16 protein-coding genes are annotated in these 15,258 nt (G+C 69.5%); 9 read left to right on the top strand and 7 right to left on the bottom strand.

Annotation, left to right across the window (positions count from 1 at the left end):
* Window positions 1–222: 222 nt before the first annotated feature.
* A complete protein-coding gene (locus ACFYWS_RS36725) occupies window positions 223–2,748 on the top strand; it encodes an FHA domain-containing protein (protein ID WP_389283739.1) in 2,526 nt (841 codons plus the stop codon).
* A gap of 102 nt (window positions 2,749–2,850) precedes the next feature.
* Here ACFYWS_RS36725 and ACFYWS_RS36720 read toward each other — a convergent pair whose 3' ends face one another.
* From ACFYWS_RS36720 to ACFYWS_RS36710, 3 genes are all read right to left on the bottom strand, one after another.
* Entirely contained in the window at window positions 2,851–3,597 is a 747-nt protein-coding gene (locus ACFYWS_RS36720; protein WP_389283737.1) for a transglycosylase SLT domain-containing protein, read from the bottom strand.
* A gap of 320 nt (window positions 3,598–3,917) precedes the next feature.
* A complete protein-coding gene (locus ACFYWS_RS36715; protein WP_389283735.1) occupies window positions 3,918–5,000 on the bottom strand; it encodes an S-adenosylmethionine:tRNA ribosyltransferase-isomerase in 1,083 nt (360 codons plus the stop codon).
* The gene (locus tag ACFYWS_RS36710) at window positions 5,000–5,695 is read right to left on the bottom strand and encodes an SDR family NAD(P)-dependent oxidoreductase (protein ID WP_389283733.1); all 696 of its coding nucleotides are present in this window, start codon (window positions 5,693–5,695) and stop codon (window positions 5,000–5,002) included. Before ACFYWS_RS36710 ends, ACFYWS_RS36715 begins: the two co-directional genes overlap by 1 nt.
* 185 nt (window positions 5,696–5,880) lie before the next feature.
* On the opposite strand from ACFYWS_RS36710, the gene ACFYWS_RS36705 reads away from it, so the two are divergent.
* The 4 genes from ACFYWS_RS36705 to ACFYWS_RS36690 all read left to right on the top strand — a co-directional run bounded on the left by ACFYWS_RS36705 (window position 5,881) and on the right by ACFYWS_RS36690 (window position 8,551).
* The gene (locus ACFYWS_RS36705) at window positions 5,881–7,026 is read left to right on the top strand and encodes a GAF domain-containing sensor histidine kinase (RefSeq protein WP_389283732.1); all 1,146 of its coding nucleotides are present in this window, start codon (window positions 5,881–5,883) and stop codon (window positions 7,024–7,026) included.
* Window positions 7,019–7,660, top strand: coding sequence for a response regulator (locus tag ACFYWS_RS36700; RefSeq protein ID WP_389283731.1), 642 nt, complete (start codon window positions 7,019–7,021; stop codon window positions 7,658–7,660). The genes ACFYWS_RS36705 and ACFYWS_RS36700 overlap by 8 nt, the downstream gene beginning before the upstream one ends.
* Before the next feature lie 171 nt (window positions 7,661–7,831).
* Window positions 7,832–8,077, top strand: coding sequence for a chaplin (locus tag ACFYWS_RS36695; RefSeq protein ID WP_389283729.1), 246 nt, complete (start codon window positions 7,832–7,834; stop codon window positions 8,075–8,077).
* A gap of 234 nt (window positions 8,078–8,311) precedes the next feature.
* Window positions 8,312–8,551 (top strand): chaplin, encoded by a 240-nt coding sequence (locus ACFYWS_RS36690; RefSeq protein ID WP_389283727.1) that lies wholly within the window; start codon window positions 8,312–8,314, stop codon window positions 8,549–8,551.
* Window positions 8,552–8,629: 78 nt separating this feature from the next.
* On the opposite strand, the gene ACFYWS_RS36685 is transcribed toward ACFYWS_RS36690, so the two are convergent.
* Window positions 8,630–9,412 carry a hypothetical protein gene (locus tag ACFYWS_RS36685; RefSeq protein ID WP_389283725.1) on the bottom strand — a complete coding sequence of 261 codons (783 nt, stop codon included), beginning with the start codon at window positions 9,410–9,412 and terminating at the stop codon, window positions 8,630–8,632.
* 164 nt (window positions 9,413–9,576) lie between these two features.
* Between ACFYWS_RS36685 and ACFYWS_RS36680 the strand changes: the two genes are divergently transcribed.
* The 3 genes from ACFYWS_RS36680 to ACFYWS_RS36670 all read left to right on the top strand — a co-directional run bounded on the left by ACFYWS_RS36680 (window position 9,577) and on the right by ACFYWS_RS36670 (window position 11,980).
* Window positions 9,577–10,374, top strand: coding sequence for an ABC transporter ATP-binding protein (locus ACFYWS_RS36680; protein WP_389283723.1), 798 nt, complete (start codon window positions 9,577–9,579; stop codon window positions 10,372–10,374).
* 78 nt (window positions 10,375–10,452) lie between these two features.
* Complete coding sequence (locus ACFYWS_RS36675) at window positions 10,453–10,887, top strand: NfeD family protein (protein ID WP_389283721.1); 435 nt, start codon at window positions 10,453–10,455, stop codon at window positions 10,885–10,887.
* Between the two features lie 136 nt (window positions 10,888–11,023).
* Complete coding sequence (locus tag ACFYWS_RS36670) at window positions 11,024–11,980, top strand: SPFH domain-containing protein (protein WP_389283719.1); 957 nt, start codon at window positions 11,024–11,026, stop codon at window positions 11,978–11,980.
* 60 nt (window positions 11,981–12,040) lie between these two features.
* On the opposite strand, the gene ACFYWS_RS36665 is transcribed toward ACFYWS_RS36670, so the two are convergent.
* The 3 genes from ACFYWS_RS36665 to ACFYWS_RS36655 form a co-directional block, all read right to left on the bottom strand.
* Entirely contained in the window at window positions 12,041–12,547 is a 507-nt protein-coding gene (locus tag ACFYWS_RS36665) for an HNH endonuclease (RefSeq protein WP_389283718.1), read from the bottom strand.
* Window positions 12,548–12,721: 174 nt separating this feature from the next.
* On the bottom strand, window positions 12,722–13,264 hold the full coding sequence (locus ACFYWS_RS36660) for a YbhB/YbcL family Raf kinase inhibitor-like protein (protein WP_389283716.1): 543 nt from the start codon (window positions 13,262–13,264) through the stop codon (window positions 12,722–12,724).
* Window positions 13,265–13,332: 68 nt separating this feature from the next.
* Complete coding sequence (locus tag ACFYWS_RS36655; protein WP_389283714.1) at window positions 13,333–14,115, bottom strand: sporulation protein; 783 nt, start codon at window positions 14,113–14,115, stop codon at window positions 13,333–13,335.
* Window positions 14,116–14,231: 116 nt separating this feature from the next.
* Between ACFYWS_RS36655 and ACFYWS_RS36650 the strand changes: the two genes are divergently transcribed.
* Window positions 14,232–14,873: a DNA-3-methyladenine glycosylase gene (locus ACFYWS_RS36650; protein ID WP_389283712.1), complete on the top strand. Its 642-nt coding sequence runs from the start codon at window positions 14,232–14,234 to the stop codon at window positions 14,871–14,873.
* Window positions 14,874–15,258: the final 385 nt, after the last annotated feature.

Here is a 15,258-nt window from a genome sequence, read left to right as displayed (position 1 = left end):
TGATCCGCCTGGAGTTGTGGGCTCTTACCACTCTCCCGGGGCCGCGTCCGTACCGTCAACGGGGCGGGAGCCAAGGGGCGTACAGGAGGTGCGAACGGGCTCGGCGCAAGGCCCGCCTTTCGGTCACGGAGGGCTTCCTGAAATAGTTCCTCACGATGTTCGACATCCCTAGACTCCCCATGTCGGGGGAAAAACTCGGGGGACAACTCAGTGGGGCATGGAGTGCCTGATCTCGTACTGGAATTGAATGGCAGGACCTGGACGCTCGACGCGTCCAGGCCGTACACCCTCGGACGTGATCCGCAGGGCGACATCGTGCTCGACGACGCCCGGGTGTCCTGGCGTCACGCCACGATCAGCTGGGGCGGCCGCAGTTGGGTCGTCGAGGACCACGGCTCGACCAACGGCACCTTCGTGCAGGGGCAGCGGATCCACCAGATGGAGATCGGCCCCGGCTCGTCCGTGCACCTGGGCAACTCCACCGACGGCCCGTGCCTGAGCGCGCAGGGCAGCGCCCGCGCCGCCGCCGTGGCCTCACCGCACCAGGCGCAGCAGCAGGCCGCCGGCCTCGCGCAGCAGCCGCCACCGCAGGAGTACCAGCAGCAGCCGAGCTGGTCCCAGCAGGCGCCCCAGCAGCGTGAGGCGCCGGGGGCGCCGGGGCAGCAGCAACCGCAGGCGCAGAAGGTGCCGCAGCAGCAGGGCGCCGGCGGGGTCGCGGGGGCCCCGCCCGTGTACGGCGACCGCAGCCCCACCACGTTCCACCAGCTGGCACTCGGCCGCGTCATGCGCATCGGCCGCTCCCTGGAGAACGAGCTGGTCGTCTCCGACCTCCAGGTCTCGCGGCTGCACGCCGAGTTCCACGCGTCGCCCGACGGCCGCTTCGAGATCCACGACCTCGGCTCGCACAACGGCACTTACGTCAACGGCCAGCCGATCCCCAAGGGCGGCACGGCGCTGCTCGGCCCCACCGACATCGTGGGCGTCGGGCACTCCACGTTCCGCCTGGTCGGCGACCGGCTCGAGGAGTTCGTCGACACCGGTGACGTCTCGTTCTCCGCGCGCCATCTCACGGTCACCGTCGAGGGCGGCAAGGAGATCCTCAAGGACGTCTCCTTCGGCGTCCCCGAGAAGTCGCTGATCGCGGTCATCGGCCCGTCGGGCTCCGGCAAGTCGACGCTCCTGAAGGCGCTCACGGGCTACCGCCCCGCCGACAAGGGCGACGTCCTCTACGACAACCGGAACCTCTACAAGCAGTTCGCCGAGCTGCGCCAGCGCATCGGTCTGGTCCCGCAGGACGACATCCTGCACAAGGAACTGACCGTCAAGAAGGCGCTCAAGTACGCCGCCAAGCTGCGCTTCCCCGCGGACACCAGCGTTCAGGAACGCCAGCAGCGCATCGACGAGGTGCTGCGCGAGCTCAAGCTGGACATCCACAAGGAGAAGAAGGTCACCTCCCTCTCCGGTGGCCAGCGCAAGCGCGTGTCGGTGGCCCTGGAGCTGCTGACCAAGCCGTCGCTGATCTTCCTGGACGAGCCGACCTCCGGCCTCGACCCGGGCATGGACCGCGACGTCATGCAGCTCCTTCGCGGACTGTCCGACGACGGGCGCACGGTCCTCGTCGTCACCCACTCGGTGGCCGAACTGGCGCTCTGCGACAAGCTGCTCGTGATGGCGCCGGGCGGCGCGGTCGCCTACTTCGGTCCGCCGGAGGAAGCCCTCAACTTCTTCGGCTACAAGACGTGGGCCGATGTGTTCTCGGCGTTCGAGAACTACCGCGACTACGACTGGGCGGGCCGCTGGAAGGGCTCGCAGCACTACCAGATGTACGCGGCCGACATCGACGCCGTCGCCGCGCAGTCGGACCCGGTGGCACCGCCCGCCGCGATCAAGCCGCCCAAGACGCAGCCCTGGGGCTCCCAGCTGATCACGCTGATCCGGCGCTACTGCTCGGTGATCGCCTCGGACAAGGGCTTCCTGGGCCTGATGGTGATCCTGCCCGCGGTCCTCGGCATCGTCTCGGTGGTCATCCCGGCCGACTTCGGCCTGGGCCCGCCCAAGCCGCCGGCCAAGTTCAACGGCGACGCCGGCACGATCATGCTGATCCTCGCGGTCGGCATGTGCTTCTCCGCGGCGGCCAACTCGGTCCGTGAGCTGATCAAGGAGCGGGTCATCTACGAGCGAGAACGGGCCACCGGCCTGTCCCGCTCCGCGTACCTGATGTCCAAGGTCATCGTCCTCGGCTTCATCACGGCCATCCAGGGCGTCATCATCTGCGCCATCGGCTTCTCGACACGTGACCTTCCGAAGGAAGGTCTTGTGCTGCCGCCGGCCGCCGAGCTGTGCATCTCGATCATCGCGCTCGGCTTCACGTCGATGATGTTCGGGCTCGTCATCTCCTCGCTGGTGAAGACCTCCGAGAAGACGATGCCGCTGCTCGTCATGTTCGCGATCGTCCAGGTCGTGTTCACCGGCGTGCTCTTCCAGATCTACGGCACCGTGGGCCTCGAACAGTTCGCCTGGCTGATGCCGTCCCGCTGGGCGGTCGGCGCCGCCGGCGCCACCCTGGACCTCGGCCGCCTGATGCCGCCGTGGGACCCGCAGAAGCCGAACGACCTCGACCCGCTGTGGGAGCACTCGGTCGGCCAGTGGGGCCTCAACCTCACCGTCCTGATCGTGCTCGGCGTCGTCTGCGGCTTCGCGGTCGCGCGCCTGCTGCGCCGCCACGAGCCCGAGGTCATGCGCAAGTAAGCGACCTCCTGCGGACACACGAAGGGCGGCACCCTATGGGTGCCGCCCTTCGTGCCGTGGGGGATCAGCGTGTGCCGGACCTGGAGGTCCCGACTACAGGGATCAGTACGCGCTGTCCACGTTGTCGATGGAGCCGTACTTGTCGGCCGCGTAGTTGGCCGCGGCCACGAGGTTGGCGACCGGGTCGGTCAGGTTGTTCGCGGTGCCGGCGACGTGGTACGCGTCGAAGGTCGGCTGGATGACCTGCAGCAGGCCCTTGGAGGGCGTGCCGTTCTGGGCGTTGATGTCGGTGCCGTTGACCGCGGCCGGGTCGCCGCCCGACTCACGCATGATGTTGCGGTGCAGGCCCTCGTAGGAGCCCGGAATGCCCTTGTCCTTCATGATCGCGAGGGATTCCTTGATCCAGCCGTCCAGGTTGTTGGCGTAGACCGGCTTGCGGGCGGCGGCACGCGCGGCGGCCTCCTGGGCCTCGCGCTCCTTCTTCGCCTGCTCGTCGGCCTTCGCCTTGGCCTCGGCCTGCGCCTTCTTCTCGGCCTCGGCCTTCTGCTCCGCCTCGGCCGCCTTGCGGGCCTTCCACTTCGCCTCGGCCTGCTTGGCCTTCTCGCTGGCGGAGGCCTGCTGGTCGGTGACGCTGGCGTGGACGTCCTTGATCTGCTTCGCACCGGCGTCGGTGGTGAACGCGACCGGGGCGGCGGCGACCGTCTCGTCCTTCGCCTGGGCCTGGGTGTCCTGACCCGGCACCAGCGTCACCGCGAGGGCGGCGGCACCGAGAGCGGCGACACCGGCAAGCGAGAACTTGTGGGTCCGGGTCAGCTGACTATGGCCTGCGTTGGAGCTGTGCTTGGGCATGAGAAGGGGACCTCTCTAAGAACGGAAGTCGCTCGCCGACCAGGGGACCGGACGGTCGTGTTTAGGACACGAACGCCACGGGTAGGACCCCGCGGCGCTGAACAACGTTGGCCATTCTTAGCGGCCGCAAAATGCCGAGGCAAAGGTGTGACCTACGAAGCCGGGTAGTGGGCCGGGTAGGCACGAAAAGGGACAGGAAGCCTATGTCCGACTTCCTGCCCCAGTGCTGCAACGGGACCATCGTCCCTTACCCCTCCACTACGGACCTTCGTACGTGACGTGGACCCTATGCGCGGCGTCACACGCCCCCTCGTCCGAACTCACCCGCAGTTGCCACTGCAACGCACAGCGTGAGGCCCCTCCTCCGGCAGGATGAGGTGCACGTCGCCGAACTCGTGCCACAGGTAGCGCCCCCTCAGCGCCTCCTCATACGCACGGTCCACGGCGGCCCGTCCCGCCACCGCCTCCAGCATCAGAAGGTGGGAGGCCTCCGGCTCGTGCAGCCCCGTCAGCAGCCCGTCCACCACCCGCACCCCGCGCTCCGGCGTCACGACGAGATCCGTCCAGCCACGCGCCGCCCGGACGACCCCGTCGCCGTCCACGGCGGACTCGACGGCCCGCACGGCCGTGGTCCCCACGGCGATGACGTTCTGTCCCGCGGCCCGCGCGGCGTTGATCAGACGGGCCGACGCCTCGGGCACCTCGAAACGCTCCGCATAAGGAGGTTCGTGCGACTCGGCGGACGCCACCCCCGTATGCAGCGTGATCGGCGCGAACTGCACACCGCGGCTCACGAGCCGCGACACGATCGACTCCGTGAAGGGCCGCGCCGCACTCGGCATCTCCGCGCTCCCCGCCCCGGCGGCGTACGGCAGCGCGAACACCGTCTGGTACGCGGCCAGCGGCTGATCCCGCTGCGTGTAGGAGTAGCGGATGGGCCGCCCGCGCCGGCCCAGCAGCGCGGGCACGTCCCCACTCGCCCGCACCCACCACAGCCGCTCGCTCCCGGCCGCCAGCGGCTCCTCATAGGTGAGGCGTACGTCGCCGGGGAGCGCGACCACGGACCCCGCGGGCCCGCCGGCGCGCGGCCGCGTCGTGCCCCGGTCGTCCGGGTCCCGCAGCTCGACCGCCCACCGGCCGTCGTCGCCGCGCGTCGAGACATGCACGACCACGCGCGCGTGCCCCAGCCTCCCGTCCACGGCGGCCGCCAACGTAGGAGACGTATTGACGACGAGCAGATCCCCGGCCCGCAGCACGGACGGCAGCTCGGGGAAGCGGTGATGGGCGGCACCGGTGCCGCGCGACACCAGAAGGCGTACGGACGATCTGTCCCGGCCGGGCCCCCGCTGCTCGGCCGGGACCCGCGCCGACAGCTCCTCGGGCACCCGCAGCGCCAGCGCCATCACGCCTCCAGGAGGGACGGGGCCGAGTACCGCCCGCTCGCGGGGCGCCGGTCCAGCAGGCTCAGGAAGGCGGGGACCACGTCCTCGGGGCGCGGCACCCCGCTCAGGTCCTCGTCCGGCTCCGCCGCCGCCAGCATGTCCGTCCGCATCCCGCCCGGATCGACCGCCCACACGCGCAGCTCCGGCTCCTCGACGGCGAGCACGGCCACGAGCTGGTCGAGGGCCGCCTTCGTCGCCCCGTAGCCGCCCCAGGTGGGGTACGCCTCCGTGGCCGCATCCGAGCTCATGCTGAGCACCGTCCCGGCCGGGGCCTCCCGCAGCAGAGGCAGCGCCTCCTGGAGCAGACCGAGCGGAGCCACCACATTGACCTCAAGAGCCGCCCGGAAGTCGTCCAGCGAGTGACGGTCGAGCGGCACCAGGGGCTCCGCGCCCAGCACACTCGCGTTGTTCACCAGCAGATCGAGCCCGCCCAGCTCCCATGCCGCGGCGATCAGCTCCACCCGGTGCTTGCCGTCCGCGACATCGCCCGGCAGGGCCGTCACCGCTCCGCCGTGCCCCCGAAGCCGCTCCGCCACGTCCTCCAGCGGCCCGGCGGAGCGCGCGTCCAGGACCAGATCCCAGCCCCGCTCGGCCAGGGCCGTCGCCAACGCCCTCCCGAACCCCCGCGAAGCCCCCGTGATGATCGCTACCGTCATGACAACCGTCCCCTTGAGTACGCCATCCGTTGTGCGTCGTGTCCTCAACGTAGGAACGCGACGGCCCTCGGCACCTCGTACGCGAGCAGCAACCACGCAGGGCCCTTCGCCCTACGCCGACCGACCTAGGCGAAGGGCGCCATCGGTCCGATCCGGCTGTCACACCCCGCCGGTACGGTGAGGTCATGAGTCAGGGTCCACGTACAGGCTTGGCCGCGGTGAGCGCCGCGCTCCTCGCCATGAGCAGGCATCTCGAGGTGCGCGACGTCCTCAAGACGATCGTCGCCTCGGCCCGCGAGCTGCTCGACGCCGAGTACGCGGCGCTCGGCGTGCCCGACGACCACGGGGGCTTCGCCCAGTTCGTCGTCGACGGCGTCAGCGAGGAACAGTGGAAGGCCATCGGCCCGCTGCCCCGCCAGCACGGCATCCTGGCCGCGATGCTCCACGACGCGAAGACCGAGCGCCTCGCCGACGTCCGCAAGGACCCCCGGTTCGAGGGCTGGCCCTCCGCCCACCCGGACATGTCCGACTTCCTCGGCCTGCCCATCAAGGACGGCGAGGAGACGATCGGCGCGCTCTTCCTGGCCAACAAGAACTGCCCCAAACCACAAGGCGGTTGCGGCTTCACGCAGGACGACGAGGAACTGCTCGGGATCCTCGCCCAGCACGCGGCCATCGCGCTCACGAACGCCCGCCTCTACGAGCGCAGCCGCGAGCTCACCATCGCCGAGGAGCGCTCCCGCATCGCCCACGAACTGCACGACGCGGTGAGCCAGAAGCTCTTCTCCCTGCGCCTGACCGCACAGGCCGCCGCGACCCTGATGGACCGTGACCCGGACCGCGCCAAGGGCGAGTTGGCGCACGTGGCGGAGCTCGCGGCACAGGCGGCGGACGAACTGCGCGCGGCCGTCGTCGAGTTGCGCCCCGCGGCGCTCGACGAGGACGGCCTGGTCGCCACCCTCCGCACCCAGATCCAGGTGCTCGACCGCGCCCACTCGGCGCACGTCACCTTCACCACCAGCGGCATCAAGGCGCTGCCCGCGGCCCAGGAGGAGGCGATGCTGCGCGTCGCCCAGGAGGCGCTGCACAACGCGCTGCGCCACTCCGGAGCCGAGAAGGTACGGGTCACGCTCGACAAGCACGGCCAGGGCGCCATACTGCGCGTCACCGACGACGGAACGGGCTTCGACCCGAAGGCGGTCCGCAGCGCGGGCCGCCACCTGGGCCTCGTCTCCATGCGCGACCGGTCCGGCGGGGTCGGCGGCAGGCTCACAGTGGAATCGGAGCCCGGCAAGGGCACCACGATCGAGATGGAGGTCCCCGGTGGCTGACCCGATCAAGGTACTGCTGGTCGACGATCACCAGGTCGTCCGCCGTGGCCTGCGCACCTTCCTGGAGGTGCAGGACGACATCGAAGTCGTAGGCGAGGCGGCGGACGGCGCCGAAGGGGTCGCCCGCGCCGAGGAGTTGAAGCCCGACGTCGTCCTCATGGACGTCAAGATGCCGGTCATGGACGGAGTCGACGCCCTGCGCCGGATCCGCGAACTCGACAACCCCGCCAAGGTGTTGATCGTCACCAGTTTCACCGAGCAGCGCACCGTCGTCCCCGCCCTGCGCGCCGGGGCCGCCGGTTACGTCTACAAGGACGTGGACCCGGACGCCCTGGCCGGCGCCATCCGTTCCGTCCACGCGGGCCACATCCTGCTGCAACCCGAGGTGGCGTGCGCCCTGCTGTCCCAGGAGGAGACCAACAACGGGCAGGGGAGAGGCGGTTCCCTCACCGAGCGCGAGCGCGAGGTGCTCGGCCTGATCGCCGACGGCCGCTCGAACCGGGAGATCGCCCGCGCCCTCGTCCTCTCCGAGAAGACGGTGAAGACCCATGTCTCGAACATCCTGATGAAGCTCGACCTGGCGGACCGTACGCAGGCCGCCCTGTGGGCCGTGCGACACGGCGTCGCGGGCTGAGGGGCACGCGGGCGCACCGGTGGGACGGCAACACGGAACGTCGCACTCCGTTCTGGAATTCATACCGTCGTGTAGATGTCCCCCGGATGGCGTATCCATTCCGGTGGTGCCGCGTTCTCCAATGCGTGCTGCGGCGGTCATGTCGCGGCGACCGCTTAGGAGGATCCAGAAGTGAAGAACCTGAAGAAGGCCGCGGCCGTCACCCTCGTCGCCGGCGGCCTTGTCGCGGCCGGTGCGGGCCTCGCATCCGCCACCGACGGTGCGCAGGCCCACGGCCATGCCGTGAAGTCCCCGGGCGTCGGCTCGGGCAACCTGATCCAGGCTCCGGTGCACGTTCCGGTGAACGCCGTGGGCAACACCGTCTCGGTGATCGGCGCCCTCAACCCGGCGTTCGCGAACGACGGCTACAACGGCTGACGCGTGCTCAGGGTTCGCCGGCCCCCGGGGTGTTCCCCGTGGGGCCGGTCTGCTTTTCTCGGGGGTGGCTGGGGTAACTCTCCAGTTCGATAGCGCGACTGATCGAATCGTCGGCCTATTGATCCAATCGGGCGGATCGGGCGTTCGCCCCGTGTCTGTCACGCGCCCCGCGCGTTTCTCAGCGTGCGACCCCGCGGCTGGGGTCGGACCGCAATATCTGGAGGAACGCTTCTCATGAACATCGCCAAGAAGGCCGCCCTGGCCGTCGCCGTCGCCGGTCTCGCCGCGGGTGCCTCCGCCGGCGCCGCCTTCGCCGACTCGGAAGCCGAGGGCGTGGCCGCGAACTCCCCGGGCGTCGGCTCGGGCAACAACGTCGGCGTTCCGGTTCACGTCCCGGTGAACGTCGACGGCAACTCCGTCAACGTGATCGGCCTGCTGAACCCGGCGTTCGGCAACACCGCGGCGAACAACTGAGGTTCGCTGCCCCTGAGGCACAGGAAGGCCCCCACGGATCCGGTCCGTGGGGGCCTTCCCCCTTTCCCGGCCCCGCCCTCAGCCCCGCTCCCGCTCCTCCACGAACGCGTTGTACGCGGCCACCAGCGCGCGCCGGGCCGTGCGCTCCACCGGGCGCAGCGCGAGCGCCCGCGCCCCCATCTCCGACGCGCTCACGGCGCCCCCGTGCCCGCTCTCGTACGCCACGGAGACCAGCAGCCCGACCCGCTGCGCCAGCTCCAGCACCCGCACGGCCCGCCCCGGATACCCCGGCGCCAGCGCCTCGCGCCCCCGCTCGGCCCGCGCCCGGTACGCGTCAACGGCGGCCTCGGACACCGGCCCCGACCCGGCCACGTCGAGCCGCGTCAGCACCTCCGTCGCGTCCCGCAGCGCCTCCGCCAGCTCCCGCTCCGCCTCGCCGAGCGAGGGCACATCCGCCGGCGGCGCCTCCCGCACCGGCAGGCAGTGCCACATCACCTGGACATGCACATCGCCCTCGGGACCGACCTCGTACACCTCGGGAACGAGCCCGAGCGCGGCGCCGTGACAGACCACCGCCTCCTCGGCCTCCAGGGCCCGCGCGTTGAACTCCGGCGGCCCGCTGAGACCCAGCGGATGCCCCGGAGCGGGCAGCGCCACGCGCAGGCCGCCGACGCCGAGCGCCCGCAGGCGGCCGAGCGCCAGCGTCAGGCCGACGGGCGCGTCCTCGCCCGGAAGCCCCGCCACGCGGTGAGATGTGTCCTCGCCAACAATCGCGAGCGCCGCGTCATCGGGCGCGACAAATCCACCAAGAAGGGCATTTCCCCAGGCCGCGAGCCGCCCGGAGCGTGGTTCAGTGAGCATGCGCCCCACCTTAGAAGCCCGCAAAGCCGCCAAAAGCCCGACCGATGGAATGGACCGCTGGGGCGGTGGCGTAGGTTTTCCCTGGGGGCCGCGCGGAGCAGGAACTGTGCGAAGGCATACGGACGCGGCGAACAGACGAGACTGCAATGGGAGACAACGCGCTCATGAGCGATGTACTGGAGCTGGAGGACGTATCCGTGGTCCGCGAGGGCCGGGCTCTGGTGGACCAGGTCTCCTGGTCGGTGAAGGAGGGGGAGCGCTGGGTCATCCTCGGACCCAACGGCGCGGGCAAGACCACCCTCCTGAACGTCGCCTCGAGCTACCTCTACCCGAGCAGCGGTACCGCCACGATCCTCGGCGAGACCCTCGGCAAGCCCGGCACGGACGTCTTCGAACTGCGCCCGCGCATCGGCGTCGCCGGCATCGCGCTCGCCGACAAGCTGCCCAAGCGGCAGACCGTCCTGCAGACCGTGCTCACCGCCGCGTACGGCATGACGGCCGGCTGGCAGGAGGAGTACGAGGAGATGGACGAGCGGCGCGCCCGCGCGTTCCTCGACCGGCTCGGCATGAGTGAGTACCTGGACCGCAGGTTCGGGACGCTCTCCGAAGGAGAGCGCAAGCGCACGCTGATCGCCCGCGCCCTGATGACCGACCCCGAGCTGCTGCTCCTCGACGAGCCCGCGGCCGGCCTCGACCTCGGCGGCCGCGAGGACCTGGTGCGCCGGCTCGGCCGCCTCGCCCGTGACCCGATCGCCCCCTCGATGATCATGGTGACGCACCACGTCGAGGAGATCGCCCCCGGCTTCACGCACGTCCTGATGATCCGCCAGGGCCAGATCCTCGCCGCGGGCCCGATCGAGCTCGAACTCACCTCCCGCAACCTCTCCAAGTGCTTCGGCCTCCCGCTGGTCGTCGAGGAGAACAACGGCCGCTGGACCGCCACCGGCCTGCCGCTGACCTAGGGGCATCCGGGCATCCACGCTCCCGCGCGGGCCGGACGTCCCCTGTCCGCGCGGCAGTTACGGATCTACCATGGCCATGTGGCAGACATCGACGCATGGGTGTGGTGGCTGATCGGGGCGGCCGCACTCGGAATTCCGCTCGTCATCACCGCCATGCCCGAACTGGGCATGCTGGCCGTCGGCGCCGTCGCGGGCGCCGTCACGGCGGGCATGGGCGGCGGTGTCGTCCTCCAAGTGATCGTCTTCGCAGTCGTCTCGTGCGCGCTCATCGCGGTCGTACGACCCGTGGCCGCCCGGCACCGCGCCCAGAAACCCCAACTGGCGACGGGCGTCGAGGCGTTGAAGGGCCAGCAGGCCGTCGTCGTCGAGCGCGTCGACGGACAGGAGGGCGGCCGGATCAAACTCGGCGGCGAGATCTGGTCGGCCCGCGCCCTCGACACGGATGCGACGTTCGAGCCGGGCCGCCAGGTCGACGTGGTCGAGATCGAGGGGGCCACGGCGATCGTCATGTGAACCGATATGTGGCCCGAACCAGCCCCGCCACGTGGGCAGTTCTGACACACTCGACTGCGCAAGACCTCATGATCTTCTGGCGCGAGGGCGCCGGGACCACGACGGTACGAACGGTACGAGGGGCACGGGAGACTCGATGTCAGCGATCATCATCGTCCTGATCATTCTGGTGGTGTTGGTCTTCATCGCGCTGATCAAGACCATCCAGGTCATCCCGCAGGCCAGCGCCGCCATCGTCGAGCGCTTCGGCCGCTACACACGCACGCTGAACGCGGGCCTGAACATCGTCGTCCCGTTCATCGACTCGATCCGTAACCGCATCGACCTCCGCGAGCAGGTCGTGCCGTTCCCACCGCAACCGGTGATCACCCAGGACAACCTGGTCGTCAACATCGACACCGTCATCTACTACCAGGTGACCGACGCCAGGGCCGCCACCTACGAGGTCGCCAGCTACATCCAGGCCATCGAACAGCTCACGGTCACCACGCTGCGAAACATCATCGGTGGCATGGACCTGGAGCGGACCCTGACCTCCCGCGAGGAGATCAACGCGGCACTGCGCGGCGTCCTCGACGAGGCCACCGGCAAATGGGGCATCCGCGTCAACCGCGTCGAGCTCAAGGCGATCGAGCCACCCACCTCCATCCAGGACTCGATGGAGAAGCAGATGCGCGCCGACCGTGACAAGCGCGCCGCGATCCTCACCGCCGAAGGCATCCGCCAGTCCCAGATCCTCACCGCCGAGGGCGAGAAGCAGTCCGCGATCCTCAGGGCCGAGGGCGAGGCGAAGGCCGCGGCCCTGCGCGCGGAGGGCGAGGCCCAGGCCATCCGTACGGTCTTCGAGTCCATCCACGCCGGAGACCCGGACCAGAAGCTGCTCTCGTACCAGTACCTGCAGATGCTCCCGAAGATCGCCGAGGGCGACGCCAACAAGCTCTGGATCGTCCCCAGCGAGATCGGCGACGCCCTCAAGGGCCTCTCGGGCGCCTTCGGCAACTTCGGCGGCATGGGCGGCGGCAGCGACGCGAAGGCGCCGCCCGTCATGCCGACGCCGCCCCAGCCCCGCCGCGAGCAGCCCCCGATCGACTAGGACTTCGAACAACGCGAGGGCCCGCCGACCTCACGGTCGGCGGGCCCTCGCGTCATGTCTCTACGCGGCGGCCTGCGCCAGCCAGTCCGGCAGCCCGGCCCGCCCGCCTGCGCCGAGCGACAGCAGCATCGCATCGGCGGGCGTCGGCTCGAACGGCTGCCGCAGCAACGGCATCCCCGCCTGCTCGGGCGTCCGGTTCGCCTTGCGGTGATTGTCGGCGGCGCAGGACGCCACCGTGTTCAACCACGAATCAGCACCGCCGTGCGACCGCGGCACCACGTGGTCGACGGTCGTCGCCCGCTTGCCGCAGTACGCGCACCGGTGCTGATCCCGTACGAGCACGCCCCGCCTGGACCACGGCGCGCGTCTTCGGAACGGCACCCGTACGTAGCGGCACAGCCTGATCACCCGGGGCACCGGTATATCGATCTCGGCACCACGCATCCGCAGCTCGGGGTGGATCTGCTCAACGACGGCCTTGTCCTGCAGCACCAACACGACGGCTCGATTGAGCGTCACCGTGGAGAGCGGCTCGAAGCTCGCGTTCAGCACCAGTGTGTCCCGCACCCTGCCCACCTCCCGTACGCAGCGGATCACCCCTCGGCGTCCGTGCGTCAACTCTGGCCGTGCACGCCGAGATGGACAACGCAATATCTGCGGGCCCGCGCATAAAAAATGCCCGCCCCTGATCAATTCCATGACCAGAGGCGGGCAAACGTTCAGTGAACGCCGTGCTGAGGCTCAGCCCTCCACGGGAGCCCCGTACTCGGCGATGACCTGGGCCCGGGCAATCGTGTGAAACCGCAGGTTGAACCCGACGAAGGCCGGCGTGCCGTCCGAGTCGGGGCCGAGCTTCTCCTGATCGACCGCGTACACGGTGAACACATAACGGTGGGCGGGGTCCCCGGGAGGCGGCGCAGCGCCCCCGAACTCCTTCGTCCCGTAGTCGTTGCGCACCTGCACGGCGCCCTCGGGAAGCCCCTCGAACTTGCCGCTGCCGGCGCCCACCGGCAGTTCGGTCACCGAGGCCGGGATGTCGAACACGCTCCAGTGCCAGAACCCGCTGCCGGTCGGCGCGTCCGGGTCGAAGCACGACACGGCGAAGCTCTTGGTCTCCGCCGGGAAACCCTCCCAGCGCAGGTGCGGCGACGTGTTCCCGGCCGCGTACACCTGCGCGTCGTCCAGCGTCCCGCCCGGCTCGAAGTCCTGGCTCACGACGGTGAACGACGGCACCTGCGGATGAAAGTCATGAGGAAGCGAAGCCCTCTGGGGCTGCTCGGTCACAACGACACACCTCCTGGATCTACGGAAACACTGGTCCTACAGGGCCTGTCGACCCTGCTCCTGAAACCCTAGAACCAGTTCCTCTTGCTGCCGACCTCGGACAGCCACTGGTGCACATACGCCGACCAGTCCGTGCCCTGGAAGTCGTGGTGCCCGACGACGAACGACCGGAACGTGTCACTGCCCTCGCTGAACAGCCCCGGCTTCTTGTCCATCTCCAGCACGACGTCCATCTCCCGGTCGTCGGCCACGAAGCTCAACTCCACCTGGTTGAGTCCCCGGTACTGCTGCGGCGGGTGGAACTCGATCTCCTGGTAGAACGGCAGCTTCTGCCGCGTACCCCGGATGTGCCCGCGCTCCATGTCCGCGCTCTTGAACCGGAAGCCGATGCCGATGAAGGCATCGAGCAGCGCCTGCTGGGACGGCAGCGGGTGCACATTGATCGGGTCGAGGTCACCCGAGTCGATGGCCCGGGCGATCTCCAGCTCGGTCGTCACCCCGATGTTCATGCCGCGCAGCTGCTGCCCGTCGATCATCGTGACGGGCGTCTCCCACGGAATCTCAAGCCCGAAGGGTACGGCGTGCACGGCCTGGGCCTTCAGCTCGAACGCACCCCCGAGCCGCACCTTGGTGAACTCGATGTCCTGCTTCGTCTCCTGGTCGTTGCCCTCGACCTCGACCCGCGCCTGCAGACCGACGGAAAGCCCCTCGATCTCCTGGTCGACGGACCCGCCCTGGATCCGCACCTCACCCTGAACGACACCACCGGGCACGACATTGACCTCAGTGAGCACCGTCTCCACGGATGCCCCGCCCGCGCCCAGACTCGCCAACAGCCGCTTGAACCCCATGCCTCGATCTCCTCCGTGTGCGAACCATTGCTGATACTGCTGACTACAAACGCGGGACACGCGCGCCCGGTTCCGCGAGCGCCCGTCCCCCACCCGCTCCACTACCCTCGGAGGGCATGATCGCGGCCACTGACCGTACGCCCCTCGCACGTGGGTTCTTCGACCGACCTGTACTGGACGTCGCCCCCGACCTACTCGGACGCACGCTGGTCCGTCGCACCCCCGACGGGCCGATCGAGCTCCGCCTCACCGAGGTCGAGGCCTACGACGGCGCGAACGACCCCGGGTCCCATGCCTACAAGGGCCAGACCGCCCGCAACAGCGTGATGTTCGGCCGCCCCGGATACGTGTACGTCTACTTCACCTACGGCATGTGGCACTGCATGAACCTGGTTTGCGGCGAGGAGGGCAGGGCGAGTGCCGTGCTCCTCCGCGCCGGCGAGGTCACCGCAGGTGCCGAACTGGCCCGCAAGCGTCGACTCTCGGCCCGACATGACAAGGAACTGGCCAAAGGCCCGGCCCGCATGGCCACGGCCCTCGGTGTGGACCGATCCCTGGACGGCACCGACGCCTGCGCCCGATCGGGCTCCCCGCTGCGGATCCTGCACGGCACTCCCGTACCCGCTGACCAGGTACTCAACGGCCCACGCACCGGCGTGTCCGGCGAGGGCGGCGTCCACCCCTGGCGCTTCTGGGTCGCCAACGACCCGACGGTGAGCCCTTATCGGGCCCATACGCCGCGCCGCCGCTCAACTTGACGTGCCCCTACGGGATCCGTAACGTGGCCCGAGCCGCTGAACCCGGGTCTGGCTCTCAGCCAACCACCGGAAGCGGCCAAACCACTCATTACGACATCCCTCGGCGGGGTCTTTTCGGCGTGCTCGCATGCCGGAATTGGAACCCGCGAAACTCGATTATGAGTTGCCGGGAGATTCGGCTAATGTGGTGGACACGCCGAAAGGCAAAGGCCCTCCAACGGCCACCGGAAATGAAATTCCGAACCGGAAGCGGAACGGAAAACGGATCTGGTAAGGTTGGAAACACGAAGTACCGAAGGGAAGCGCCCGGAGGAAAGCCCGAGAGGGTGAGTACAAAGGAAGCGTCCGTTCCTTGAGAACTCAACAGCGTGCCAAAAATCAACGC

The sequence above is a fragment of the Streptomyces sp. NPDC002795 genome, from assembly GCF_042888725.1.
In the GTDB taxonomy this organism is placed as follows: domain Bacteria; phylum Actinomycetota; class Actinomycetes; order Streptomycetales; family Streptomycetaceae; genus Streptomyces.
This window is presented reverse-complemented; position numbering and strand designations above follow the sequence as displayed.